Origin of the sequence: Centipeda infelix ATCC 43532 (assembly GCF_000234095.1) — a bacterium.
GTDB classification, from domain to species: domain Bacteria; phylum Bacillota; class Negativicutes; order Selenomonadales; family Selenomonadaceae; genus Centipeda; species Centipeda infelix.
This window is the reverse complement of sequence record NZ_JH376798.1, coordinates 327,389-353,276: the sequence shown is the minus strand read 5'-3', so window position 1 is coordinate 353,276 and position 25,888 is coordinate 327,389. Positions and strand designations below refer to the sequence as shown.

Below are 25,888 nucleotides of genomic sequence, written 5' to 3'. Positions count from 1 at the left end.
ATAGATACACCTATAAACGAATCACAGGAATAATAGTTCGCTATATAAATAAAATATATTTTCTTAATCTCGTTTCAAATGATATGCTTCGATTTAATGTGCTTATTTGCTTGCAATCACGACAAATAAGCGAGTGCTTCAATTTTATAAGGGGGTATGGATTGGCGCGAAACGCGTCGCTGTGTCGGATCGTCCTGCCGATCAGGGCTCCAAGAAATCCTACCTTTACACAGGCAGCAAGGTCCGCAATCTCGTTGGCGGCGCAACGCGCAATACCGCCGGAACGATCTTCCAGCAGGAGTCCAAGCCAATCACCGTTGAGAACTACAGCGGCTGGCAGCGCGTCATCTACGAGCGCAATGCAAAAGGCGTCTTCGAGTCCGGGGACTTCGTCGTGAAACACGCCGCGCCAAACTCCGGCATCATCCTGCGGACGGATAACACGGGGCTGAACACGGGCTCGGCGGATCCGATGGATCGCTTGAAGGTCAACGACACACTCAACAGCCTCGCGCAAAAGCTGCACTACGTCGCCTACCAGAGCGGCGAACGCAACCTCACGGGACAGGTGGAGATCGCCGAGGGTCTAACCGCCCCGGCAGCCGTGCTCAAGGTCGGGGAGATCAGCTATACCCCCGATGGCAAAGGCGCTTACACGAGCACGGACACTCTTCCGCTGCCGACCACCGAGCGCAAGATCGAAAAGCATTCGACAGGCGCTAGCATCGGCTATCGGCTGATTGACAACAAAAAGGTTTTCTGGAATGACAACGTCACCGTCGATGTCTCCGGCTCCGGCGGCGGTAATGCGCACAAGAATGTGACAGGGCTCTACCTCCTCGACGGCGGACAGCTGACGATCAACGGCAATCTGAAGCTCCGCCTTGCCAATGCTGCGCCGGCAACGCGCGGCGATGCGCCCGGCGCGGATGTCGCCCACTACTACATGAGCGGCGTCTATGCGGGCTATGGCGGAGTCAGCGGCGATGGGGACAACAACAACACGAGGTTCACCCTCCACGGCGACCTTGATATGGATGTCGTAGGCGTCGGTCTGCAGGCGAACAAGGACGGATACATCACTGTGGGTGGCGGCACGATCAAGACGCACGCACTCACGACATCGGATACCTATGCCCTTCTCGCCGAAGAAGGCTCTGTCTTTATGAACACGGGCAAACTCGGGCAGGAGCGCGGTATGCGTCGCGTGAACATCACCGGCAATCTCGGTGTCATCCACAAGAACTACGGCATGGATCCGAATCCGGACAAGCACGGCTCCTTTATCTCCCTCTCGCTGCCCACGGCAGACTCCGTGCTCACGGGCGGCATTCTGAACGAGTACGAGGAAAGCGGTGCGAACAAATACGACTCCGGTGTCGATCTCTATCTTTCGGGCGGCGCACAGTGGAACAACCAGTGGCTCGGCGCACATCGGGCAAAGGCCGTACAGGCACGTGAGAACGCAGAGACCTACCTCTACAAGGGCAGCAAGGTACGCACCCTCTTCGGCGGTGCAACCTATCGGCAGCAGGGCAATATCTTCCAGCAGGAGGATACGCCGATCACCGTCAACAGCTACCGCGGCTATGAGCGCGTCATCTATGGGCGCAAGGCGGACGGCAGCATCGCAGGCGGCGACTTCATTGTCAAACAGGCTGCTCCCGGCTCGCTCATCACACTGCGCACAGACAACACAGGCCTCAACACCTCCTCGGAGGATGCCGCAGAGAAGGCAAAGGTCAACGAAACACTGAATGCGCTCGCGGGCAAGCTGCGCTATCAGGGCTATGCACAGGGGGAGCGCAACCTCCGGGGTCTCGTTGAGATCGCCGAGGGGCTGACCGCGGCATCGGCATCCCTCCGCTATGGAGAGATCGGCTACAAGGCGGACGGACAGGGTGAATTTACAGGTGCGTCCAAGCGTTCGCCGCAGTCGAATGACCTCATCGACACCGATATGGAGACGAAGGTCACGCGTGGTGATTCGGAGACACAGATCATGCGCGGTGCAAAGAGTGCAGCGACGGGGTCTGCCATTTTCTGGCGCGGCAACAACAACGATCTGCAGCGCCGCATGGGCGAGCTGCGTCTGAACAGTGCGGAGCGCGGCGTTTGGGCGCGGTACCTCGGCGGTAAGATGAGCCTGAATGAACAGCGCACGAACATGAGCCAGCGGTACAACATCATGCAGGTCGGCTACGATCAGAAGGTGCGTGACTGGACATTCGGCGTCGCTGGAGAGTATGGAAAATCCAGCGTTTCCTATGGGAGCGGCAGCGGCACGGGACACCTCGGCGGACTGGCCGTCTATGCGCTTCATCAGGGCAAGCGCGGTGACTATCTCGATGTCATCGGCAAGTTCAGCAACATTCAGAACGAATACAAGGTGTTCAATGATATGGGACACCGTGTCGAGGCAGACTACCGTACAAACGGCGTATCGCTCAGCATGGAATACGGCAAGCGTATCGCACAGCCGCACGGCTTCTACATCGACCCAAGCGTCGAGCTGACGATGGGGCATCTCGCGGGCAAGAACTACGATGCTGCGAGCGACATCCCCGGCAAAGTGCTGCACGTTCAGCAGGATGCCATCAACTCGACCATTGGACGCATCGGTATCGGCATCGGTCAGGAAACCGAGAAGAGCAACATCTTCTTGAAACTCGCGCTTGCGCATGAGTTTAGTGCCAAGGTCAGGAACACCTACAGCGCACCCAGTGAGCCGACGAGCAGCACCGAGGTGGATCTGAAAGACACCTGGCTGGATGTCGAGTTTGGCGGCAGCTACAAACTCAGTAACGCAGCCTATGTCTACGGAACCCTCACAAAGGATTTCGGTGCAGCGCTCAAGAATGACTGGCGTGCAGATGTGGGCGTGCGATTCAGCTTCTAAAAAATCACTGACAACAAATTAAGGGCTTTTCTGCGGAACATCCTCGCAGAGAAGCCCTTATTTTATTGCTTATGATCTCTGAGATACGCCTTTGCTGACCTTTGACATACCTCAAAATAGTGCGCCAGACGCTCCTCCAAGACCGCCGTGTCCTTCTCACCGGACGAATGCCCTGGATTCTCGTACAGCGTCGCCGTCCAGTCTCCCTCCGCGCGCAGATAGAACGTCATCACCCGAACGGCACGCGTCCGATCCTCCGTGTGCGTCGGCAAATAGTAAAACGTAATCCTGCGCCCATGTGCCTCAGCGAGCAGCGTGTCGTCGCCCTGTGGACGGTAGAGCGCATGCAGCTCCCGACACACACGTACCACATCCGCTCCGTGTGCCTCATGGAGGAAGATGATATCCCCCTTTCCAAAGAGCGTATCCCCCTGTATGGGATCTGTCAGCGAACACTCCCGCAGTGCCTCTGCCTCCTCCGGAGAAGCCGCCGTGAGATGATATCCCGACGTGATGGCACACACCTTGGGATAGAGATGAGCGAAATACGCCTCCGCATACGTCGCAGCGGCATCCGTATCGCGATAGAGGAATGGATAGGGGAAATGAGCGCGCCGAATCTCCGCCGTGCAGGTGAAGTGAATCCCGTTTCCTTCGTCATAGAGCGCATAGACATTCTTCTGAAACGGCTTCTCCCGCTCGACCTGCACCGACTCCGGCACAACATGTGTCCCATAGGCATGAAACGTGTCATTGACACGCACGGCAACCTCATCTGCCGCAGCAGGATCGCTGTTTTCCGTCACCCAAAAATCACAACCCAAAAGCATGGAACACAGCAGGACAAGCACCGAAAGACAGACCCATCGCTTCATATCAGCACATCTCACATTCTGTCCGCAGCGCGTACGAACCGCTCCCAGATCTCTGCATATGCCGCCTCCACGTCACAGACATACGTGCGTGCGTCGGTCAGCGGGGCGTGCGCGAGGATCGTGCGCAGATTCGTCCGCAGGGAGGCGAGGGTCTCGGGCGCGGATGCCAGTGTCGCCGCGATCTGCACATAGTCCGCAGGGGTATCGGCGATCAGTTCCGCGAGGTTTGCATTTGTAAGGAGGCTCTCCCCGAACCGCGCACCGTGGCTCGCCCCGCGCAGAGTCACAACGGGCACGCCCATCGCCAAAGCCTCGCAGGTGGTGATGCCGCCCGTATAGGGGAATGTGTCGAGCGCGATGTCCATATCCCCGTACTCTGCGAGATGGTCTCGGCTGAACGCACGCATCTCCACGCGTTCCGGGGGAATCCCGCAGCGCGAGAAACGCTCTGCCGCGAGCTCTCTGCCCTCCGCACTCGCAAAGAGTTTGCTCTTCAGGAGAAGACGGGAGCGCGGTACGACATCGAGCACCTCTTTCCAGAGACGCAGTACCTCGTCCGTCACCTTGCTGAAATTGTTGAACGAGCCGAACGTCACAGAACCGCTCTGCTCCATCGGCGGCGGGGCAACGGGGGGAAGCCCCTCGGGCAGCACATAGCAGAAATGGCTGTGCGGCAAACGGATCATCTCCTCCGTGAAGGAGGGATCTGCCGTCCCTATGGGATCGACGTGCACATCCGAGAGCATATAGTCAATGGCGGGCAGCCCCGTCGTATTGAAGTAGCCGATGCCCGTCACCTGCACGGGCGCGGGCTTGTGCGCGAGCACGGGAAGGCAGTTGTGCTGTGTGTGTCCCGCGAGGTCAACGAGAATGTCGATCTCGTCCGCGCGTACCAGTGCCGCGACCTCCTCTGCGGGCATCCCCTGTATGTTGCGCCACGCATCCGCCGCCGCACGCAGCCCGTGCGAGAGTGCGTCCTCCATGCAGTTCGCATAGCAGCAGACGGTAAAACGCGTGCGGTCATGGAGTGCGAGGAGTGGGCGGATCAGCGTACCCACAGGGTGCGTGCGCAGGTCAGGCGAGATGTAGCCGACGCGGATGCGGTCGTGCCCGCGCGCAGCGTCCGCACGAGACGCGAGCGGCGTGACATCCGCATAGAGCGCACCGTAGCCGCGTGCAAGATCTGTGTACGAGGAGCGCAGACCCTCGGGCAGATAGTTCGCAGCAAAGAGGGCGTTGCTGTACTCTGCCGCCCTCTGCGCGGGGCGTGTCTCGTGACGGCCGGATGCGCGGAAGGCATCGACCGCCGCCGCGCTCTCACCCGTCAGCGTCAGAGCCTCGCCGAGGAGGCTGTAGGCACTCGCGAGAAAGACCGTATGATAGGCGATGTTATCCCCTGCGGCGATGCGCCGTTCCAGTGCGGCGATCAAGGTGCGCAGATGCACGATCTCAGTGCAGAACTTCCCCTCCGCACGGTCGATGTAGACCTCCTGCCGCGCCGCCCCCACGTGATCGGGACGAATCGTGCGGATGCGTGCGATCTCCGCGCGTGCCTCCTCGTATCGCTCCAGCCCCGTCAATGCCGCCGCACGGATGTAGCGCATCTCCACATCCTCGGGCAGAGCCGCGAGCAGCTCCGCCGCCGCCTCTGCCGCGCGTGCGTACTCCTTCGCCTCGTACAGCGCATTCGCCCGCATCAGCATCTCCTGCCGTCGCGCTGCTATGTTCTTCATGCGTCCACCTCCATCCGCTTTATTCGACGATGAGATACAAAATCCCTTTTAGCGTGCTATGCGTGCAGCTAATGTATGGGGAATGGCAATGCAGCCATGCGAACTCCTCGCGTAAGCCTAAATGATGCGGACGGATGGATATGCCGCTATGCGTGCTCCGTAGCAAACCCTAGTGGAGCAAGCGGAGGAAAGGGCTCGTTCTGCCCCCTGCGGATTTTAACCGTTCAAGCGAAGCGCGTTTGGAATCCGCAGGTATTTAGGCAGATAAGAGCCCGACCACTTGCGTAACGAGGGTTCTGCGAGGAGTACGCAAGCAGAAACGCCCCCACATTCCCCGCAAACATAGACTTTTCCCCGCGAAAATGCTATAATCAACGTGGCATTTTATGGAACGAACACAAAGAGGTGACATTTTGGATCTGGATTTTGGACAGGGGCGCATCGTCCCGGTCAACCTCGAACACGAGATGAAGAACTCCTACATCGACTACGCGATGAGCGTCATCGTTGCGCGCGCCCTGCCGGATGTGCGCGACGGTCTGAAGCCCGTACACCGCCGCATCCTCTACGCGATGCAGGGCTCGGGCATGACAAGCTCCAAGCCGTACAAAAAATCGGCGCGTATCGTCGGTGAAGTGCTCGGTAAATATCACCCGCACGGCGACACCTCCGTCTACGACGCGATCGTCCGCATGGCGCAGGACTTCTCCATGCGCTACATGCTCGCGGACGGGCACGGCAACTTCGGCTCGGTCGACGGTGACTCGGCGGCAGCAATGCGCTACACCGAGGTACGCATGTCGAAAATCGCGGAGCTGATGCTGCGCGACATCGACAAGGAAACCGTCGACTTCACCGACAACTACGACGGCTCGGAGAAGGAACCGACCGTCCTCCCTGCGAAATTCCCGCAGCTCCTCGTCAACGGCACGGCGGGCATCGCCGTCGGCATGGCGACCAACATCCCGCCGCACAACATGGTCGAGGTCATCAACGGCACGCTGATGCTCATCGACAACCCCGAGACCACCATCGAGGAACTCATGGGCGTTATCAAGGGTCCCGACTTCCCGACAGCAGGGCTCATCCTCGGCACGGAGGAGATCCGCAAGGCATATACGACGGGACGCGGCGTGGTGAAAATGCGTGCACGCGCCCACATCGAGACCATGTCGAACGGCAAGCCGCGCATCATCGTCACCGAGCTCCCGTACCAGGTCAACAAGGCACGTCTCATCGAGAAGATTGCCGAGCTTGTCCGCGACAAGCAGATCGACGGTGTGACAGATCTGCGCGACGAGTCCGACCGCAGCGGTATGCGCATCGTCATTGAGCTGCGCCGCGACAGTGCCCCCAACGTCATACTGAACCAACTCTATAAGCACACGCAGCTGCAGGACAGCTTCGGCATCATCATGCTCGCCCTCGTCGACGGGCAGCCCGTCATCATGAACATCAAGCAGATGCTCGGGCACTACATCAGCCATCAGGAAACAGTCATCACGCGGCGCACGCAGTACGAGCTCGCAAAGGCGGAGGCACGCGCTCATATTCTCGAAGGACTGACCATTGCCCTCGATCATCTGGACGCTGTCATTACAACGATTCGCGAGAGCCGTACAGCGGACATCGCACGCACGGCACTCATGGATGGGTTCAACCTCACGGAGAAGCAGGCACAGGCGATCCTTGATCTCAGACTGCAGCGGCTCACGGGCCTCGAGCGCGAGAAGATCGAGGAGGAGTACCAAGAGGTACTGCGGATGATCGAGGAGCTCAAGGGCATCCTCGCCGACCGCATGAAGGTACTCGCCATCATCAAAAACGAGCTCATCGAGGTACGCGACAAATACGGTGACGAACGCCGCACGGAGATCACATTTGACGCGAGCGAAATGGACATCAAGGATCTCATCGCTGAGGAAGACGTGGTCGTCACGCTCACGCTCAACAACTACATCAAGCGCATTCCTCTGGACACCTATCGCCGTCAGCGGCGCGGGGGCGTCGGGGTCAAGGGCATGGGGACGAAGGAGACCGACATCGTCAGCGACCTCCTCATCACGACGACGCACCACGACATCCTCTTCTTTACCAACCGCGGGCGTGCGTTTGTGCTGAAGGCATACGAGATCCCCGAGAGCGGGCGGCAGGCGAAGGGCACCGCCATCGTCAACCTCCTCGCCGTTGAGAGCGACGAGCGCATCACCGCCGTCATCCAGATCAAAGAGTTCCGCGCCGACCGCTTCCTCTTCCTCGCGACGAAGCGCGGCGTGGTGAAGAAAACTCCACTCGCCGAGTTTGCAAACATCCGCAAGAGCGGGCTGCGGGCGGTCAACCTCGATGAGGACGACGAACTCATCGGTGTGAAATTCACCGACGGCGAGAACCGCATCATGCTCGGCACACGCCACGGCAAGGCAATCGCCTTCCCCGAGGACGGTGTGCGCTCCATGGGGCGCGTCACGCGCGGCGTGCGCGGCATCAACCTCAGCGACGGCGATGAGGTCGTCGCGATGGACATCCTGAAGCAGGGCTCCGAAGTGCTCACCGTCACCGAGGGCGGCTACGGCAAGCGCACCACCGCCGAGGAGTACCGCACGCAGACGCGCGGCGGCAAGGGGCTCATCAACATGAAGGTCACCGACAAGACCGGTCCCGTCGTCGGCATCCGCGTTGTCCGTGAGAACCAGGAGCTCATGCTCATCACCACCGATGGGCTTGTCATCCGCACCATGGTCGACGAGATCTCCCTCATCAGCCGCAACACACAGGGCGTGAAACTCATGACCCTCGGCGAAAGCGACCGCGTTGCCTCCATGGCAACCATGAACCGCATCGTCGACAGCACGGGGGAATAAGTCGCATACAAGATCCCCCGCCTCCATGGGAAGCGGGGGATTTTTGATCGTAAGCAGGAAATTGATCTGTATGCCGCGAATCTAAGGAATCGCTGATAAAACAGCCCCTCCGATTGGCGTAGATTTTTTGTCCGAACAAGGAGGAAAATCGGACGCATAGCCAAAGCTATGTGGAGGATTTGCTAACGAAAAGCGGGCAAAAAAGATGCGCTAAGATGGCGCGGCTGAATTGATCAGTACTTCCCTAAACCATCACACATCCACACAGCCTGAAAGAGAGGGAACGGATTTGATTCAGACCATTGATATGCTCGAGTTCTCGCCACGGGTGCGCAAGATCCCCATCAAGGATCATGCGGACATGGCGCTCCTGACGCTCGATGCGCGCAGCTATCTGGTGGGCGGGACGGCGTATCTCCCCTCAACCGATGCGCACATCCTCGTCGGCAGATACAGCTCGCTCGCGCACAATCTTTCCTTCTATCTTGGGCTGAACCACGATCATCATGCGATCACGACCTATCCGCTCGCCTCTGCATTTGACGGATGTAATGAAGATGAGTTCACCAACATCAACCGCCATCAGATCATCATCGGAAACGATGTGTGGATCGGCGGCGATGTGCTGCTGATGAGCGGCGTACACATCGGCAACGGGGCCGTCATCGGTGCAGGCGCAGTCATCACAAAGGATGTGCCGCCGTATGCCATTGTGGTCGGCAACCCCGCGCGCGTGATCAAGTACCGCTTCGATACGGAGACGATTGCGCGCCTACAGCGCATCAAGTGGTGGAACCTGCCGCAGGAGGAGATCGAGCCGCTCCTCCTCGCGCATCACGATGATATGGAGTGCTTTCTTGCCCAATTTGATCTGCCGCCGCAGGAGGCGGCGCAGGATGAGACGGCAGCCGCCATCGAGCAGCTGCGCACGCAGGGCTATACGGTCTCCTACTTCATCCCCGATTTCGAGATTCCCATCCCCTACTGTGCTTGGCCGCGCGTGATCGACAGCTTCCTCGCGGCGTATACAGAACAGGATCGGGCGGCACTCGTCCTGGCGATGCCCGAGCGGGAGGATATCCACCTCTATGAGGAGGGAATCGCCGCCCGCATCAGAGACTACGGTGACCATATGCCGCTCGTTCTCTCCCACCGATGCAGCAGCACGATGCCCTTTTCCATCGCAGCACTCCAGTCATCGAACGTCTACATCACAACGCGCGAGCCCGTCTGCTCCCGCGCCGTGGACTATGCCGCCGATGCAGGACTTACGATCCGCTATGGGCTGGACCACGGAGGACTGGTCTTTCCGCCGCTCTGATAACAAACGGCAAAACCTCCGCCTCTTATGCTGAGAGACGGAGGTTTTCTTTCGGGAGTCGCAGCTGCGCTATATCTTAGTCTGCCGCACGGCTTCGGTCGTGCGGATTTTCTTTTCCATCGCACTCGGCGGGAGGATCTTCAGCACCTCGGTATAGACGAGGTCAACGAGGAAGAACTGCGCCGTCTTGGAGGCGATGGAGCCGGTCTCGAGCGGGGTCTCCTCGGCGATGTAGGTGAGGCTCACGTCAGATGCCGCACGCAGGCGCGAGCGGTGCTCCTCTGTGAGTGAGATGATCCGCACGCCGCGTGCGCGTGCGAGCGCGACGGTCTCAAGGATCTCTGCGGTCTCACCCGAGTGGGAGACGGCGACAACGACATCGTCCGGCTCCATGATGGCGGCGAGCATCCGCATGGTGTGGTTGTCGTGCAGGGCGACGCAGTTCATGCCAATGCGCATGAATTTGAAATACGAGTCCTGCGCGATGATGCCGGAGTAGCCCAGTCCAATGAAGGCGATGCGGTGCGCACCGATGAGAAGGTGTGCACACGCGCCGATCACCTCGTCGCGGATGATGTCCTGCGTCTTTTCGAGTGCGATCATATTCGCGGAGAGGAGCTTGCGTGCCGTCTCGCGCGGTGTCTCGCTGTTTCGGATGTTCCCACGATCGAGATAGCGTCCGAGCTCCGCCCCCTCCTCAGCAAGTGCCGCCTTGAAGTCGGCGAGCCCCGCGAAGCCCATCTTGCGGACAAAGCGCGTGCAGGTCGCCTCCGCCGTTCCGCTCGCAAGCGCGATCTCGGAGATGGTCATGCGCGGGATCTCCGTGAGGTGTGCGCGAATGCAGTCAATGATCTTGCGGTCGCCCTTGGACACGCGAAACGGAGGCTGGTCCAGCCGGTTGAGTATCTTCATCGTTGCAGCATACCTCAGTGATTCGCCATGTCGTAGATTGCAATGGCATCGTCGCGTGTGAGCGGGTGGAAGTCACCGAGACGGATCGTATCATTCGCTGTCGCAGCGCCCGCAAGCTCCTCGATCATCCCCTTCGAGAGCTCCCCGATGCCAAGCCCCGCAAGGCTCGTCGGCATTCCGATCGCGACGAAGAATTCCTCCATTTTGCGGATGCCCGCGCGTGTACGCTCTTCGTCCGTGCCCGCATCGACACCAAAGATCGCCCCTGCGAACTGTGCAAAACGCGCCGCATCATACTTGTAGACGTACCGTGCCCACGAGCCCCAGAGCGCGGTGAGGGTCTGTGCATGCGTCGCATCGTAGCGTGCAGACAGCTCGTGTCCGAGCTTGTGCACGGAGAAGTCCTTCCTGCGTCCGAGCTCGGTGATGCCGCAGTGTGAGAGACTGCCCGCCCACATCAGCTCGCTCATTGCATCGTAGTCCTTGCGGCTGACGAGAAGCCGGCGCACAGACTCCATCACGGTGCGCAGGAGCTCTGTGGAAATGCGGTCAGTGAGGAGATTCGGCTCCTTGACACTTGTAAAATAGCGCTCCATCGTGTGCATCATGATGTCCGCCGCCCCCGCCGCAATCTGTTCGCGCGGCAAGGTAAACGCGAGCTCCGGGTTCATAAAGGCAACGACGGGTCGGTTCAGCTGAGTGTTCAGCCCCACCTTGCGCCCCGTATCCTCGTTCGTGAGCACTGCCGAGTCACTCGTCTCGCTGCCCGCCGCCGGGATCGTGAGCACCGCACCAAAGGGCATGGTCTTTGTGAGCTCCGCCTTGCGCGTCCAGATATCCCAGATATCAACATGTGGATTTGCAATGCCGTGCGCGACCGCCTTTGCCGAGTCGATGACACTGCCGCCGCCGACGGCAAGGATGAAGTTGACATTGGCGGCAACTCCCTCGCGGATCGCCTCACGCACGAACGAGACACGCGGATTTGGGCGCACGCCGCCCATGACGAGGAACGCCAGTCCCTCAGAGGTCAGATTTTTCTCAATCCGCGAGAGCAGCCCCGAACGCTCTGCGCTGCCGCCGCCGTAGAGGATGAGCACGCGGCTCGCCCCGAACGCGCGCAGCTTCTCGGCGACCGCATTCTCCGCGTCCCGTCCGAAGATGATCTCGGTCGGGCAGTGATAGGTAAAGCTTTGCATGAAAATCCTCCTCATATTGTTACGAATTCAGCATCTATATTATAGCAGAAATTGTGGAAAAAAAAAGTTAATATCATGACAAGAAAATAGTTGCCAAAAGGGTTGAAAATTTCGTATAATAATAACTGGGTAAGGAAATTATTACTGTAATGTATAAGGAGGCTGAAGAAATGAGTGCTGATCAAAGCAAAGAAGCCCAAAGAATCCATGAGGCAGAGCAAAAGTTTGATCGGACACGACGTCTGGTAGGACTGTTCGGAGCACCAATCCTTGCCCTGTTGGTATTCCTGACACCCATCGAAGGACTGACGGTCGCATCACACAAACTGCTTGCCATCATGGTTCTCGTCGCTCTCTGGTGGATTACCGAACCGGTTCCCATCCCCGTCACGTCTCTGATCGGTCCGACGCTCGCCGTTGTCACCGGCGTTGTCACCGCAAAGGACGCGTACGCTGCCTTTGCAAATCCGATGATCTTCCTCTTCATGGGCGGATTCATCCTCGCAAAGGCGATGATGGATCACGGGCTGGACAAGCGGTTCGCCTACTGGCTGCTCGCCCGCTCATGGGTCGGCTCGAATCCACGCCGCATCTTCCTCGCAATCGGCCTTGCCGCAGCACTCTGCTCCGGCTGGGTCAGCAACACGGCGACCGCCGCGATGATGTTCCCGATTGCCCTCGGTCTCCTCGGTGCCATCAAGGAAATGATGGCGGCGAACGGCAAGGAGATCGACCTGCATGACTACAAGTATGCAACGGGTCTCATGCTCATGACCGCGTATTCCTGCTCGATCGGCGGCGTTCTCACCCCGATCGGCACCCCGCCGAACATCATCATGCTCGGCTTCCTCGACCAGATGGCGAACATCCACATCTCCTTCTTTGAATGGATGACGTGGGGTGCAATCGCCATGGTCGTCTACTTCATCATCACATACTTCATCCTCATTCGGATGTTCCCGCCCGATGTGGCACGCATCGACGGCGCAGAGGAGTTCATCCGCGCCCGCGTCGCGGAGCTCGGCGGCTGGACGCGCGCACAGAAGAACACGCTCGTCTGCTTCCTCGTCGCTGTCTCTCTCTGGGTCTTCCCGGGCATCCTCTCGATGACGCTCGGCAGCACCTCGCCGATCCTCAAGATGTATAACCACCTCTTCCCCGAGGCGGTTGCAGCGATGTTCGGTGCGCTGCTCCTCTTCCTCATGCCGATCAACTTCAAGGAGCGCCAGTTCACGCTCGAGTGGAAGTCAGCGGTGCAGGGAGTTGAGTGGGGTACGCTCATCCTGTTCGGCGGCGGCCTTGCGATGGGCGGCATGATGTATAAGACGGGTCTCTCGCAGTGGGTCGGCGACAAGATCGTCGGCATGCTCGGCGGCGAGCCCTCCGAGTTCGCCCTCGTTGCGATCTTCTGCGTGATGGCACTGCTCCTCTCCGAGCTCACAAGCCACACGGCAGCAACCAATATGATCGGCCCTCTCGGCATCACGGCGGCGGTCGCTGCGGGCTTCAGCCCCGTACACGTCGCGGTCGGCATTGCACTCTCCTCGTCGCTCGGCTTTATGCTGCCCGTGTCGACGCCGCCGAACGCCATTGTCTACGCGTCCGGTTACATCCCGATCACGAAGATGATCAAGACTGGTGTCTACATCGACTTCATCGGTATCTTCTGCGTCACCATCCCGCTCGTCCTCTACTTTGTCACCTGGATTGTGGGATAAGGATTTTCTTAACACATCAAAAAGAGCCGCTGATGCGGCTCTTTTTCTATGATATTCTGACTTGTCAAGGTGAATGTTTCCTGCTATAATAGATACAGAAAGAAACGTCCTTGACGGCATCTTTCCTAGATCACGAATTGTTTTTGAACAACCGCTCACTTGGCAGAGTGGGCGGTTACTTTTTTGCTATTGCAAGCAGATATCCGGTGGCAACGACCAGAAAAACGATCGCGTCAACTTCTGTCATACTTACTCACCCCCTTTCGGGGGAAAGATACCGCCGCAGGATTGCTCCTGCCCAGGACGTTTCAATCACATGATAGCATAGTTAGATCTAAAATACAAACAAATTTTCGTATAACAAGCCTTCCTTAGGGCTTTTTTTATTTCCCAATGCAGAACTCGCTGAAGATGCGGTCGATGAGATCGGTGTCGACGGTCTCGCCGAGGATCTCGCCGAGGGTTTCATACGCGCCGCGCAGGTCGATCGAGATGAAGTCCGTGCCCATGTCCTCAGTGAGGCTGCGCTCCGCTTCGCTGAGGTGCTGTGCGGTACGGCGGAGGGACTCGACCTCGCGCTCCTTGTTCGGCAGTGCCCCGTCGCCGAGGTCGCCCTCAAGAGCGCGGACGCGGGCGGCGATGGTCTCGCGCAGGGCATCGAGCCCCGTGCCCGCCTGTGCGGAGATCATGAGGACGGGTGCGTTCAGTCCGTCGAAGTCGGTGACGCGCAGGACGGAGGCGCAGTCCTCCTTGTTGCAGAGGATGATGATGTCTGCATCCATTTTTTTGAGGCGCGCGAGGATTTCGCGATCCTCGTCGGTGAGTCCGCAGGAGCTGTCAAAGACGGCGAGGACGAGCTCCGCATCCCCGAGGTGCTGCTCGGTGCGTGCAACGCCGAGCCGCTCGACCTCGTCCTCTGACGCACGCAACCCTGCGGTATCGATGAGGCGGAGGGGAATTCCCTCGACGCTGATCTCCTCCTCGATGATGTCCCGCGTGGTGCCGGGTACGTCGGTGACGATGGCACGCTCCGTACCGAGGAGGGCGTTGAGGAGGCTGGATTTTCCGACGTTCGGACGGCCGACGATGACGGTCTTGACCCCCTCACGCAGGATGCGCCCCGCATATGCGCCCGTGAGGAGTTTCTGTACGGCAGCGGCGGCATCGCCGATATCCGCGCGAATTGCAGCAGCGGATGCGGCAGGGATGTCGTCCTCGGGAAAGTCGATGCCCGCCTCGATGCGTGCAATCACGCCGAGGAGGCGCGTGCGGATCGCTGTGATCTCACGCGAGAGTGCGCCCGCCAGACGCTCCCGCGCGGCGCGGGCAGCACGAGAACTCCGCGCGTTGATAAGCTCCATAACGCCCTCGGCGCGCGCGAGATCGAGCCGTCCGCTGAGAAAGGCGCGTTTTGTGAACTCCCCCGCTGCGGCAGGACGTGCCCCCGCCTCCCATGTACGCTGAAGGACGGAGCGCAGAACGATCGTGCCGCCGTGGCACTGGAGCTCGACGGTATCCTCACCCGTATAGGAGTGCGGTGCACGCATAAAGAGGAGGATACACTCATCAATGATGGTGCCGTCCGCCGCGACGATGTTCCCGTAGCGTGCCGTGTACGGCGCGATCTCCCCAAGCGTTCCGCGCATGGGACGAAATACCGCACGCGCAATGTTCAGTGCGTCTGCTCCGCTCACACGAATGATGCCGATGCCGCCCGTTCCCTGCGCGGTGGCGATCTGGCTGATGGTGTCCTCGGCCATGCTTTCCCTTTCCCATTTCTCAAAATGTCGGAAAGAGGTGTGCTGTATGAAGCATTCTGCTCCGTACAACACACCTCATTTGTATATCAAGTATCTTCTAGAGACTTTGAACGGTTTTCCCGTATCATCCAAAGCCCGCTCAAAAGGGTGCGCCCTTACCGCTCGTAGCGGTCATAGCTCGATTCATCGTAGTCACGTGCATAGCGGCGGCGGCGCGGGACGATGACGACGTAGCGCCGCGGGTTGTCGCCCGCACTGTAGGTGGTGACGCGTCGATTGTCCTGCAGTGCCATGTGGATGATCTTGCGCTCGTGGCGGCTCATCGGTTCGAGGTGGATCTCCTCGCCGATGCGGCACGCTTTGTCCGCGAGATGTCCCGCAAGGCGCGTGAGGGTCTCCTCACGGCGCGCACGGTAGTCCTCGACATCGAGGATGATGCGCGCATAGCCGGTCTCGGGGATCTTGTTCACGACAAGATTCGTAAGGTACTGGAGCGCATCGAGGGTCGCTCCGTGCTTACCAATAAGAATGCCGAGGTTCTCGCCCTGCATGTTGAAGATCGTACCGGATGGGGTATCTGTACGACGCAGCTCGACACTGAGTGCCATCGCGGCAAAGATCTCGCCGAGAAATTTCTCGGCTGCTGCGGCCATCTCGTCGGTAAGCGGGAGGAGCTGTACATCCGAACGCTCACGACGTTTCCGCATCTCATAGCCCGCACCCTCACGCTCGTAGGACGGACGCTCGCGCCGCTCGTCCTGTCCCTCATAACGGCCGCGTGCACGGCTCTCACGGTACGGGCGCGTATCATCGCCGCGTCCGCTTTCACGGTTTCCACGTTCTCCCATGCTGCGCTGTGTTCCGTTTTGCTCCGGCTTCTTGCGCGCGGAGGAACGCAGATCCGTGTGAAACCGTTTCGAACGCACGCCAAATCCATTGTCCGCCGGAGCATTCTCCTCTGCAGCCTCTTTCTCCACGACGGAAGGTGCCGGCGGCGCGGTGATGACGGTCGGAGGCGCGGGTGTCTGTACCTCGGTGCGCTGCGGCGGAATCACGGGACGCGTCGTGACGCGAATGCGTGCCTCGCGTTTGCCCCACAGTCCGAGGAAGCCGCCCGAGGGCTCCTGTACAATCTCATAGGTGACCTCAGCTCTGCCGCAGCCGAGTTTATCGAGGGCATGCGAGAGTGCGTCCTCGACGGTTTTTCCGGTGGTTTCGATGATCTCTGCCATGTCAGTTTGCCCCCTTTGCTGCCGCATTTTCACCACGGTACATCCACCACTGCTGGGCGATCTGCACGACGTTCATCGTGACCCAGTAGAGCACAAGTCCTGAGGGAAAGGTCAGGCTGATCCAACCAATGAAAAGCGGCATAATGGTCATCATGATCTTCATCTGTGGATTCATCTCGGTAGAGGTCATTTTCTGCTGCAGGTAGGTGGTCGCTGCCGAGAGCACGGGCAGGATGTAGAGCGGATCGGGCTCTGACATGTTCGGCAGCCAGAAGAATGCCGCCGCCTCCGCGCTCGGGAAAGTAAAGTTGAAGAGGGCGTAGTACATGCCCATGAGGATCGGCATCTGCACGAGGAGCGGCAGGCAGCCGGCAAGCGGGTTGACGCCCGCCTCACGGAAGAGTTCGCCTGTTTTCTGCTGGAGCATCTGCGGGTTGCTTTTGTACTTTTCCTGGATCTTTTTCATCTTCGGCTGGATTTCCTGCATCGCCTTCATGGATTTGATCTGTTTGACGGTGAGCGGGTAGGTCACAACCTTGATGAGGATGGTGAGGAGAATGATGGGGAAGCCGTAGCTGACAAGCCCTGCGGCACTCGTGATGGTGTAGAAGCCGCCGAGGATGAACTGCAAAACATGGATAATGGGCGCAAAGAGGTTGCTAAAAAATTCGATCAACGCTGTTTCCTCCTACTGTAGGGAAGTTTCGTAGAAAATTTAAGGAATCGATTTGTATAGATTCATTCGGTTTTCGTGACGCGATGCCCAACGAAAAAAATAACAATCTACGGTACGGGATCGTAGCCGCCCGCGTGAAAGGGATGACAGCGCAAAATCCTCTTGAGTGCCATCCATCCGCCGCGCCGCGCACCGTACCGCTCAATCGCCTCCATCGCATACGCGGAGCAGGTGGGGTAGTAGCGGCAGGAGGGCGGCAGGAGGGGCGAGATCCAACTGCGATAGAACTGCACGAGAAGAAGGAGCAGACGTTTCATCACTGCTCCCCCGTGCGATCCGGAATGCTCCCATCCGCAAAGATTTTCGCGCGCCGTGCAAGGCTGCGGAGTTCGACAGCAGCATCCTGCATTTTGCCCGCAGCAAGTCCCGCACGCCCAATGAGGAGTATCCCGACATCGGCGCGCAGTTCGTGCTGCATATGGCGAAACGCCTCGCGCAGGAGGCGTTTCGTACGGCTGCGCACAGCAGCGCACCCAAGTTTTTTTCCAGCGGCAAAGCCGACCTTGCCCGCAACGCGTGTATCACGCAGGACATAGAGAATCATCCGCCGCCCCGCGACAGATTTTCCCTTCTGATAGACGTTCTGAAAGTCGCTGCGCCGCTTAATCATCTTCGTGCGCGGCAATGTGTATCTTTTTCTCATATCGCTAAAAAAGAGGTCACTCGCGTGACCTCCGACAGGCTGCAGCTTTTACGCCGACAGCTTCTTTCGTCCGCGCTGACGCCTTCTCTTGAGTACGAGGCGGCCGCCTTTCGTCTTCATGCGCTCACGGAATCCATGTGTCTTTTTTCTCCAATGGTTGTTGGGCTGAAATGTTCTCTTCACCTCACGTCACCTCCTTTTCTGCCGCTCTTCGCGGCATATGCCGTGCGGCGATTCGTATGATAGATATTACTAGCCGTCATTATAGACGAAAAAAAGCAGCACTGTCAAGGCGAAAGCACCCTGTTTGCGCGTTTTTTTCAAAGAATAGGGCAAAAGCACCTGTTGATAAGTCACCTTTTTTTTGCTAAAATATCCTCACTGCACTGTGGAAAACTTGTGAAAAAAACATGTGTAATTTTGACATCGCACATTTTACCGTGCCCATTTCATTGACGAAATTGTCCACAGCTGTGAATAACCCTGTGGATAACATATTGTTTTACGCAGTAAAAATTTTTGAAGGGACGCAAATGTATGTCCGTAGACAAAACCGCCTCCATTGAAATGCAATGGCAAAAGGTACTCGAAAAGACCGACGGCATCATCCACGAGGACGCTGTAAAAAAATGGATTCAGCCCACGATCCCCATCTCACTTGAAAACAATGAGCTGTTGCTTGCCGTAGAGGAAGACTTTCAAAAGCAATACATTGAGTCACGCCTCGGCGCACTCTTTGGCGATGTAGTGCAGCAAGCGCTCGGTGCAGGCTATACGTTCCGCGTCATTGTCGACCCGATGGCAGCGACGAAAGAGCAGCCTCCGACACAGGAAAACGAACCTCCTGTGGAAAAGCATATGCCGCAGCAATCCCGAAAAAAAGACGCGCATATCGGACACATGACTGCCGAGGAGATTGCAGACTACAACATGCCCTCACAGGGCAGTCTCCCGCTCACACCAAACGGCGATGCGGGTGCGGTGGCACCGGACGATGCCTCGACCCTCAACCCGAAGTACACGTTTGATGCATTCGTCATGGGACGCTCCAACCAGTTCTCATACTCGATGGCAAAGGCGGTCGCAGATGCCCCTGGGCTGCCCTCGCACAATCCGCTCTTTATCTACGGCGGTGTGGGGCTCGGCAAGACCCATCTCATGCATGCGGTCGGCCACAAGATCCTTGCAGATCATCCCGAAAAGCGCGTCCTCTACATCGCGAGTACGGATTTTACCAACGAATTCATCCGTTCGATTCGCGAAAAGAACATGGATGCATTCCGCGAAAAATATTACCATATCGATGTGCTGCTGATCGACGATATCCAGTTCTTTGCGAGGCAGGAGCAGACGCAGACGGAGTTTTTCCAGACGTTCAACAAACTGCGCGACAACGGCAGACAGATCATCCTGACCTCGGATCGCCAGCCGCAGGATGTCAAGGATCTCGAAGATCGTCTGATCTCACGCTTCGCCGGCGGCGCAGTCGTTGATATCCAACCGCCGGAGTTCGAGACGCGCGTCGCAATCCTCCAAAAGAAGGCGCAGAGCGAAGAGGTCGATATCCCCGAAGATGTTGTGACCTACATTGCGAGCCGCGTGGACAGCAATATCCGCGAACTCGAGGGCGCTCTCACGCGCCTCATCAAGTACGCCTCGACCATGCGTATGCCGATTGACGAGACGACCTGCATTGCAGCACTTGGCAACTATCTGCGCGGCGAGAAAGGGCGACGGATCACAATGGAGATGATCGAGCGCATCGTCTGCACACACTTCAAGGTGACGAGCGACGACATCCGCTCGACGAAGCGCAGCAACGACATCGCCTATCCGCGCCAGATCGCCATGTATCTCTGCCACGAGTTGACAGAGGTATCGTGGCCGACCATCGGCGGTTTCTTTAACCGTGACCACTCGACGGTCATCCACGCGCACAAGAAGATCCAGAACCTCACGGACAGCGACCCCGCAACAAAAGCATTGATCGAATCGCTGAGCATTCAGATCAAAGGGATTTAAGGAATCGTTGATCATACGAGAATCTATACTACCCTGTGGACATCTCTGTTCATTTCACACGGCATTTCATGTGGATATTTTGTGGATAATATTTCATCCACCTCTCATCTGTGTAAACTGTGGATAATTTAGGAATAACTCAGTCCAACTTATCCACAATAACTCCCGCGCCGCTCTTGGCTTTTCTCCACTTTTCCACCAATCCACAGCTCCTACTACTACGTCTACTATATTTATTTTCTACAAGCACCCATAGAAAAAAGGGAGAACAAATCGCACAAAGCTCCCATCGGAAAGGAAATACAATGAACATCACACTCGGGAAAAGCGACCTCATCTCCGCCCTGCAGATCGTCAGCAAAGGGCTCTCCACCAAGCCGCAAACCCCCATTCTCTCAGGAATCTATATGACAGCAAAAGAAGGGCAGCTTGAACTTCAGTCTACAAACTACGAACTCGGCTTCATCGTCACAATCCCCGCCGAGATTCATATGGTCGGTACGGCAGTCCTGCCCGGCAAGTACCTCACTGAGTTCGCACGCAAACTTCCTGCCGAGGAGGTCTCCATCGACACCGAGAGCAGTGACGGACTCGCTGTGATCAAATCCGGCACAGCACGATTTACTCTGCGCACGATGGAGACGAGTGACTTTCCTGTGCTTCAACGTATGGATGGGACGCTGCAATTTACCATCAAAGACCGTACGCTTGCACGTCTTGTCAAGAAATCTGCATTCGCCTGTCTGCGCGAAGAACAGCGTGACCGTCGTCCGATCTTCACGGGCTGCCAACTCGAAGTCGAGGGCAAAGAGGTCACGTTTGCCGCGACGAACGTACACCGTCTCGCTGTCAAGAGCGAAGTGCTTGAGGAGGACGCAGGATCGATCCGCGTCATCATTCCCGCACGCTTTCTTGAGGAAGTCACGCGCACGATCACGGGTGAGGTTGCAAGCGACATCCATGTCACCTGTTCCTATAACCAGATCAGTATGTCCTCGGATAACATCTACATGACCTCGCGTCTGATCGAGGGTGCATTCCCCGATTACCGCCGCGTCATTCCAACGGAGGAGAATATTCGCACGCGCGTTACACTGGATGCTGCTGTGTTCGCCTCTGCTGTCGAGCGTGCATCGCTTATTGCGCGTACCGATCAGTACAATATCGTAAAGCTTGCGTTCGAGCCGGGGCTGATGCGCATCTCCTCGAACAGCCCAGAGATCGGCGAGGCGGAGGAGACGATTCCCGCCGAGGTGATGGGCGAGGATGTCACGATCGCGTTCAACGCTTCCTATCTCATGGATGCGGTGAAGTCGCTCGATAGTGACACCTTCATCCTCTCGCTGCAAGGAGCAAACGCGCAGGGCCTGAACCTCTCGCCCATCACAATCCGTGAGGAATGTGACCCAGATTATGTATACGTTGTAACACCGGTGAGGACACATTGACAGATATCGAGATTCACACAGATACGATCCAGCTGGATCAGTTTCTCAAACTTGCGGGGGCAGTTCCGAGCGGTGGTGTCGTGAAGGAACTGATTGCCGCGGAGGCGATCCTCCGCAATGGGGAAATCGAGACGGCACGCCGACGTAAACTTGTCGTTGGTGATGTCGTTACAATCGAGGGCGAAGATACTTACCGTGTCATTCGTTCGTAGTTATGGAGATTACATCACTTGTACTGCGTTCCTATCGTAACTATGAGGAGCTGCACCTCGCTTTCGATGCGGGCGTGCAGATTTTCCTCGGAGCGAACGCACAGGGCAAGACGAATATCATCGAGGCACTTTACTATGCTGCGTTCGGACGCTCCCATCGCACATCGAGCGATGCGGAGCTTATTCGAATGGGGGAAAGCGGGGCGTATATCGGGCTTTCCTTCCTGCGGCACGATGTCCCCTCGGAGCTTTCCTTTACGTTTGCACGCGGTGCACGGCGGCGCATTGAGCGCAGCGGAGAAAATCTCAGACAGCGCGACCTCGTCGGCATCCTGCCGATGGTGCTCTTTTCCCCCGAGGATCTCTTTCTCGTCAAGGGTGCGCCTGCGCTCCGCCGCCGCTATCTGGACGCCGAGCTCTCGCAGGCAAGCCCTGCGTACTACGGGGAGCTCCTGCGCTACACACATATCCTGCGTCAGCGGGGGGCTCTCCTCAAGGATATCCGCGAGCGTCTTGCGCCCGTTGATTCCCTGACCCCGTGGGATGCACAGCTCGCAAAGAGCGCCGCGTACATCGTCACGCGGCGGATTGCAGCGACGGAGCAGCTGTGTGCGCTCTCTGCGCGTGTGCAGGCGGTGCTCGCGGCGGGTGAGGAACTGACCGTCTCGTATGAGATTGCACACGCGCCCGAGGGGCTGACCTCTCTGAAAGATGGCATGACAGAACGCCTCGAACTATGGTATAATGAGATGTTCAAGGAAATGCGTGCGCGTGATATTGTACGTGCCGCGACGGGGATCGGTCCGCATCTGGACGATCTGGTTCTTGCCGTGGGCGGCATGAGTCTCAGGAGCTACGGCTCGCAGGGACAGCAGCGAACGGGTGCGCTCGCGCTGAAACTCGCTGAGCTCTTCTACCTGCGTGAGAATGTCGGTGAGGCACCGATTCTCCTCCTCGATGATGTCATGAGTGAGCTGGACGCAGATCGCCGCGCCGCGCTTCTTTCCTTTATCCGCAGCGAAAAGATCCAGACCTTTATCACTGCGACCGATGCGGCATATTTCCCGTCAGAGCGCATGGGAACGTATCGGTATGTGGAGGCGGGGAAAATACAGGAAGGATAGCAGAGAAAAGCCTCCCCTGCCACAGCGGAGGAGAGGGCACTTCTATCGGCTCAGTAATTCTCTCGCAGATCAGTACCCAACCGCTTACGTGACGAGGATTCTGCGTTGAACATCATAGAACATATAGAAGTAAGGAGGAGAAGCGATGCGCACAACACTCGGCATAGCAAACGCGGGCGATGATGTGCGTGCCGCTGTCCACCGCCTTGGTCCCGCATTCGAGCGTGACTACATCGCACATACTACCCTTTCCCATTGGGCGGACATCATCGGAGATATGGTCGCACGCCGTGTACGTGCCGTCGCCATCAAGGACGGCAAGCTCTTCCTCTACGCACCCGATGCCACATGGAAAAATGAGATGCGCATGACCATGCCCGACACCATCCAGCGCGTCAATAACTACGCGGGCGGACGCCTTGTCAAGGAGATCGTCTTTGCACGTTTGGCGTGTCCTGCTCCCATTCCGGCAGAGGAGGGGCAGGACAGGGAGACACGCGCCGCCTACGCACGCGCCCTCGTCCAGACAGGGCTCACAGACGAGGAAATCGCGGCGGGTGCGACACTTGCAGAGAGTGTGTCGGATGAGAAATTGGCGAAGCGCATCCAACGTGCCTATCAAGTGACGCGCAAGGCGCAGAGACTGAAAGAACAGCGCGGGCTCAGACCATGTCCCTCCTGCGGACGGCTCGTCAAGGACATCTGCTATGACTGCCGCCGCGCCGAGGAGCGCAGTGTGCGCCATGAGGTACGAACGATCCTTATGCGTGAGCCGTGGGCGAAACTCGCGGACATCGTGCGCCGCATCCCCTCCTGCGATGCCCTCCTACTCGGCAGTGAGCGCGCCGACCTCGTGCGGCAGATCGCTGGGAAAACCGAGTACACCAACCAGGACAGCGCGAATGCACGTATGCTCACCATGCTCCACCGCGGCCTGCCGCCCGACGAAGTCACACCGAAGAAGATCCGGAGCACCTTCTGGGAACTGCGTAACGAACTCATCACCACACGTGAATTCTGGGAAGAGATGAAGAAGCGTAAGGCGCAAAAACAGAAGAGAATTTAGCAGATATAGCAGTTCTTATCGTCCTGCTTCAAAATAGCGATGTAGAACCCCCAAAAGGAGGACATAATGGCAAAGACAATTGACCTAAGTGCAAACGAAGAGCAGGCAGAGGTTCGCCCGATGACCGAGGCGGAGGCAAAGGAAGCCGCCGAAATGGCGGATATGCCCGACCTCTCGGGCATTGCCATCTCCGCTGAGGAGATGGGCGACGAGGTGACCGCTGTCGATGCCGACTACGGCGCGGGACAGATTCAAGTCCTCGAAGGACTGGAGGCAGTGCGAAAACGCCCTGGTATGTACATCGGCTCGACATCAGAGCGCGGATTACATCACCTCGTCTATGAGGTCGTGGACAACTCCATCGACGAGGCACTCGCGGGCTACTGCGACAACGTTGAGGTCGTGATTCATCGGGACAATAGCATCACCGTCACGGATAACGGGCGCGGCATCCCCGTCGACATGCACGAGAGCGGCATGCCTGCCGTCGAGGTCGTGCTCACCGTGCTCCATGCGGGCGGCAAGTTTGGCGGCGACGGCTATAAGGTCTCGGGCGGTCTCCACGGTGTCGGCGTTTCCGTCGTCAATGCACTTTCGTCCGAAATGGACGTGCAGGTGCGCCGCGACGGAAAAATCCATGCCATTTCCTTTACGCGCGGCGTGACACAGGAGAAACTCCACGAGATCGGCGCGAGCGAGACCACGGGCACGCGCGTCCACTTCGTCCCCGATCCCGAGATCTTCACCGTCACCACCTACAGCTTCGAGACACTGAAGCACCGTCTGCGCGAGCTTGCCTTCCTCAACCACGGCATCACAATTACCCTTGTCGATGAGCGCGGCGAGGCGGAGCGGCGCGAGACCTTCCATTTCGACGGCGGCATCCGCTCCTTCGTCTCCCACCTCAACCGCAAGAAGGAGACCATTAATGAGGAGCCGATCTACTTCAACGGCGTGAAGGACGACACCGTTGTCGAGATTGCCATGCAGTACAACGACAGCTATCAGGAGAACATTTACAGCTTCGTCAACAACATCAACACCGAGGAGGGCGGCACGCACCTCGCAGGGTTCAAGATCGCCCTCACGCGTGCGGCGAACGACTTTGCGCGGCGGCTGAACGTCCTCAAGGACAAGGACGGCAATCTCTCGGGTGAGGACGTGCGCGAGGGGCTCACCTGCGTCATCAGTCTGAAGGTGCGCGAGCCGCAGTTCGAGGGGCAGACCAAGACGAAACTCGGCAACTCAGAGGTGCGCGGCATCGTCGACTCCATCGTCACCGAGGGTTTGACCGAGTACTTCGAGGAGAACCCTGCCATTACAAAAAAGGTACTCGACAAGGCACTCATGGCATCCCGCGCGCGAGAGGCGGCACGCAAGGCACGCGAGCTGACGCGGCGCAAGAACGCACTGGAGGTGTCGAGCCTGCCAGGCAAACTTGCAGACTGCTCCGTCAAGGATCCCGACCAGTGCGAGATCTACATCGTCGAGGGCGACTCCGCGGGCGGCTCTGCGAAGCAGGGACGCGATCGCCGTTTCCAGGCGATCCTGCCCCTGCGCGGCAAGATCCTCAACGTCGAGAAGGCACGCCTCGACAAGATCTTTGCAAACGCCGAGATCCGCACGATGATCACGGCGTTCGGCACGGGCATCGGCGAGGAATTCGACCTCGCGAAGCGCCGCTACAGCAAGATCATCATCATGACCGATGCGGACGTCGACGGCGCACACATCCGCACGCTGCTCCTCACCTTCTTCTACCGCTACATGAAGCCGCTCGTCGACCACGGGCACGTCTACATCGCACAGCCGCCGCTCTACCAGATCCGCAAGGACAAGAAGCATTTCTACACCTACTCCGACGAGGAGCAGGCGAAGAAGCTGGACGAGATCGGGCGCGACGGTGTGACCATCCAGCGGTACAAGGGCCTCGGCGAGATGAACCCCGAGCAGCTCTGGGAGACCACTATGAACCCCGAGGGACGCACCATGCTGCAAGTCGGCGCGGAGGATGCCGAGGCGGCGGACGAGCTCTTTACCATCCTCATGGGCGACAAGGTCGAGCCGCGCCGCCAGTTCATCGAGGAGAATGCACGGCTCGTACGGAATCTGGATATTTGATCATAA

21 protein-coding genes are annotated in these 25,888 nt (G+C 58.2%); 11 read left to right on the top strand and 10 right to left on the bottom strand.

The features are described 5' to 3' along the window. Window positions 1–133: 133 nt before the first annotated feature. Window positions 134–2,899 carry an autotransporter outer membrane beta-barrel domain-containing protein gene (locus HMPREF9334_RS04860; RefSeq protein WP_006692387.1) on the top strand — a complete coding sequence of 922 codons (2,766 nt, stop codon included), beginning with the start codon at window positions 134–136 and terminating at the stop codon, window positions 2,897–2,899. 62 nt (window positions 2,900–2,961) lie between these two features. Here the strand turns inward: HMPREF9334_RS04860 and HMPREF9334_RS04855 are convergent, their stop codons facing one another. Beyond that, entirely contained in the window at window positions 2,962–3,774 is an 813-nt protein-coding gene (locus HMPREF9334_RS04855) for a hypothetical protein (RefSeq protein ID WP_006692386.1), read from the bottom strand. Between the two features lie 11 nt (window positions 3,775–3,785). Then, window positions 3,786–5,507 (bottom strand): O-linked N-acetylglucosamine transferase, SPINDLY family protein, encoded by a 1,722-nt coding sequence (locus HMPREF9334_RS04850; protein WP_006692385.1) that lies wholly within the window; start codon window positions 5,505–5,507, stop codon window positions 3,786–3,788. A 413-nt stretch (window positions 5,508–5,920) separates the two neighbouring features. On the opposite strand from HMPREF9334_RS04850, the gene gyrA reads away from it, so the two are divergent. From gyrA to HMPREF9334_RS04840, 3 genes are all read left to right on the top strand, one after another. Next, a complete protein-coding gene (gene gyrA / locus HMPREF9334_RS04845) occupies window positions 5,921–8,368 on the top strand; it encodes a DNA gyrase subunit A (RefSeq protein WP_006692384.1) in 2,448 nt (815 codons plus the stop codon). A gap of 122 nt (window positions 8,369–8,490) precedes the next feature. Continuing rightward, window positions 8,491–8,601, top strand: coding sequence for a secretion protein HlyD (locus tag HMPREF9334_RS12525; protein WP_071985972.1), 111 nt, complete (start codon window positions 8,491–8,493; stop codon window positions 8,599–8,601). Window positions 8,602–8,657: 56 nt separating this feature from the next. Then, window positions 8,658–9,689, top strand: a complete 1,032-nt coding sequence (locus tag HMPREF9334_RS04840) for a CatB-related O-acetyltransferase (protein WP_050803412.1) — start codon at window positions 8,658–8,660, stop codon at window positions 9,687–9,689. Window positions 9,690–9,758: 69 nt separating this feature from the next. On the opposite strand, the gene HMPREF9334_RS04835 is transcribed toward HMPREF9334_RS04840, so the two are convergent. Beyond that, window positions 9,759–10,601, bottom strand: a complete 843-nt coding sequence (locus tag HMPREF9334_RS04835) for a MurR/RpiR family transcriptional regulator (RefSeq protein WP_006692382.1) — start codon at window positions 10,599–10,601, stop codon at window positions 9,759–9,761. A gap of 14 nt (window positions 10,602–10,615) precedes the next feature. Continuing rightward, window positions 10,616–11,800 (bottom strand): iron-containing alcohol dehydrogenase, encoded by a 1,185-nt coding sequence (locus HMPREF9334_RS04830; RefSeq protein WP_006692381.1) that lies wholly within the window; start codon window positions 11,798–11,800, stop codon window positions 10,616–10,618. A 170-nt stretch (window positions 11,801–11,970) separates the two neighbouring features. Between HMPREF9334_RS04830 and HMPREF9334_RS04825 the strand changes: the two genes are divergently transcribed. Further along, complete coding sequence (locus HMPREF9334_RS04825) at window positions 11,971–13,518, top strand: SLC13 family permease (RefSeq protein ID WP_039957304.1); 1,548 nt, start codon at window positions 11,971–11,973, stop codon at window positions 13,516–13,518. A gap of 383 nt (window positions 13,519–13,901) precedes the next feature. On the opposite strand, the gene mnmE is transcribed toward HMPREF9334_RS04825, so the two are convergent. The 6 genes from mnmE to rpmH all read right to left on the bottom strand — a co-directional run bounded on the left by mnmE (window position 13,902) and on the right by rpmH (window position 18,072). Next, a complete protein-coding gene (gene mnmE / locus HMPREF9334_RS04820; protein WP_006692379.1) occupies window positions 13,902–15,278 on the bottom strand; it encodes a tRNA uridine-5-carboxymethylaminomethyl(34) synthesis GTPase MnmE in 1,377 nt (458 codons plus the stop codon). Window positions 15,279–15,433: 155 nt separating this feature from the next. Beyond that, window positions 15,434–16,510, bottom strand: a complete 1,077-nt coding sequence (gene jag / locus HMPREF9334_RS04815) for an RNA-binding cell elongation regulator Jag/EloR (protein ID WP_006692378.1) — start codon at window positions 16,508–16,510, stop codon at window positions 15,434–15,436. Window position 16,511: 1 nt separating this feature from the next. Beyond that, the gene (locus HMPREF9334_RS04810; protein ID WP_006692377.1) at window positions 16,512–17,186 is read right to left on the bottom strand and encodes a YidC/Oxa1 family membrane protein insertase; all 675 of its coding nucleotides are present in this window, start codon (window positions 17,184–17,186) and stop codon (window positions 16,512–16,514) included. 107 nt (window positions 17,187–17,293) lie between these two features. Next, window positions 17,294–17,503: a membrane protein insertion efficiency factor YidD gene (gene yidD / locus HMPREF9334_RS04805; RefSeq protein WP_006692376.1), complete on the bottom strand. Its 210-nt coding sequence runs from the start codon at window positions 17,501–17,503 to the stop codon at window positions 17,294–17,296. Next, window positions 17,503–17,889: a ribonuclease P protein component gene (gene rnpA, locus HMPREF9334_RS04800; RefSeq protein WP_039957303.1), complete on the bottom strand. Its 387-nt coding sequence runs from the start codon at window positions 17,887–17,889 to the stop codon at window positions 17,503–17,505. The genes yidD and rnpA overlap by 1 nt, the downstream gene beginning before the upstream one ends. A gap of 48 nt (window positions 17,890–17,937) precedes the next feature. Beyond that, a complete protein-coding gene (gene rpmH / locus HMPREF9334_RS04795; protein WP_006305399.1) occupies window positions 17,938–18,072 on the bottom strand; it encodes a 50S ribosomal protein L34 in 135 nt (44 codons plus the stop codon). Between the two features lie 354 nt (window positions 18,073–18,426). On the opposite strand from rpmH, the gene dnaA reads away from it, so the two are divergent. The 6 genes from dnaA (at window position 18,427) to gyrB (ending at window position 25,882) form a co-directional block, all read left to right on the top strand. Then, window positions 18,427–19,911, top strand: a complete 1,485-nt coding sequence (gene dnaA, locus HMPREF9334_RS04790) for a chromosomal replication initiator protein DnaA (RefSeq protein WP_006692374.1) — start codon at window positions 18,427–18,429, stop codon at window positions 19,909–19,911. Between the two features lie 305 nt (window positions 19,912–20,216). After that, complete coding sequence (gene dnaN, locus HMPREF9334_RS04785; protein WP_006692373.1) at window positions 20,217–21,359, top strand: DNA polymerase III subunit beta; 1,143 nt, start codon at window positions 20,217–20,219, stop codon at window positions 21,357–21,359. Then, the gene (locus HMPREF9334_RS04780) at window positions 21,356–21,571 is read left to right on the top strand and encodes an RNA-binding S4 domain-containing protein (protein WP_006692372.1); all 216 of its coding nucleotides are present in this window, start codon (window positions 21,356–21,358) and stop codon (window positions 21,569–21,571) included. Before dnaN ends, HMPREF9334_RS04780 begins: the two co-directional genes overlap by 4 nt. 2 nt (window positions 21,572–21,573) lie before the next feature. Continuing rightward, window positions 21,574–22,695 carry a DNA replication/repair protein RecF gene (gene recF / locus HMPREF9334_RS04775; protein WP_006692371.1) on the top strand — a complete coding sequence of 374 codons (1,122 nt, stop codon included), beginning with the start codon at window positions 21,574–21,576 and terminating at the stop codon, window positions 22,693–22,695. Window positions 22,696–22,840: 145 nt separating this feature from the next. After that, window positions 22,841–23,761, top strand: coding sequence for a DciA family protein (locus HMPREF9334_RS04770; protein WP_006692370.1), 921 nt, complete (start codon window positions 22,841–22,843; stop codon window positions 23,759–23,761). Window positions 23,762–23,827: 66 nt separating this feature from the next. Continuing rightward, the gene (gene gyrB, locus HMPREF9334_RS04765; RefSeq protein WP_006692369.1) at window positions 23,828–25,882 is read left to right on the top strand and encodes a DNA topoisomerase (ATP-hydrolyzing) subunit B; all 2,055 of its coding nucleotides are present in this window, start codon (window positions 23,828–23,830) and stop codon (window positions 25,880–25,882) included. The last annotated feature ends 6 nt before the right edge of the window (window positions 25,883–25,888 follow it).

Excerpts from the sequence above, each read along its gene's own strand:
- HMPREF9334_RS04855 (WP_006692386.1), bottom strand. The coding sequence starts at position 3,774 with ATGAAGCGATGGGTCTGTCTTTCGGTGCTTGTCCTGCTGTGTTCCATG.
- HMPREF9334_RS04850 (WP_006692385.1), bottom strand. The coding sequence starts at position 5,507 with ATGAAGAACATAGCAGCGCGACGGCAGGAGATGCTGATGCGGGCGAAT.
- HMPREF9334_RS04835 (WP_006692382.1), bottom strand. The coding sequence starts at position 10,601 with ATGAAGATACTCAACCGGCTGGACCAGCCTCCGTTTCGCGTGTCCAAG.
- HMPREF9334_RS04830 (WP_006692381.1), bottom strand. The coding sequence starts at position 11,800 with ATGCAAAGCTTTACCTATCACTGCCCGACCGAGATCATCTTCGGACGG.
- HMPREF9334_RS04825 (WP_039957304.1), top strand. The coding sequence starts at position 11,971 with ATGAGTGCTGATCAAAGCAAAGAAGCCCAAAGAATCCATGAGGCAGAG.
- mnmE (WP_006692379.1), bottom strand. The coding sequence starts at position 15,278 with ATGGCCGAGGACACCATCAGCCAGATCGCCACCGCGCAGGGAACGGGC.
- jag (WP_006692378.1), bottom strand. The coding sequence starts at position 16,510 with ATGGCAGAGATCATCGAAACCACCGGAAAAACCGTCGAGGACGCACTC.
- yidD (WP_006692376.1), bottom strand. The coding sequence starts at position 17,503 with ATGAAACGTCTGCTCCTTCTTCTCGTGCAGTTCTATCGCAGTTGGATC.
- rnpA (WP_039957303.1), bottom strand. The coding sequence starts at position 17,889 with ATGAGAAAAAGATACACATTGCCGCGCACGAAGATGATTAAGCGGCGC.
- dnaA (WP_006692374.1), top strand. The coding sequence starts at position 18,427 with ATGTCCGTAGACAAAACCGCCTCCATTGAAATGCAATGGCAAAAGGTA.
- dnaN (WP_006692373.1), top strand. The coding sequence starts at position 20,217 with ATGAACATCACACTCGGGAAAAGCGACCTCATCTCCGCCCTGCAGATC.
- recF (WP_006692371.1), top strand. The coding sequence starts at position 21,574 with ATGGAGATTACATCACTTGTACTGCGTTCCTATCGTAACTATGAGGAG.
- HMPREF9334_RS04770 (WP_006692370.1), top strand. The coding sequence starts at position 22,841 with ATGCGCACAACACTCGGCATAGCAAACGCGGGCGATGATGTGCGTGCC.
- gyrB (WP_006692369.1), top strand. The coding sequence starts at position 23,828 with ATGGCAAAGACAATTGACCTAAGTGCAAACGAAGAGCAGGCAGAGGTT.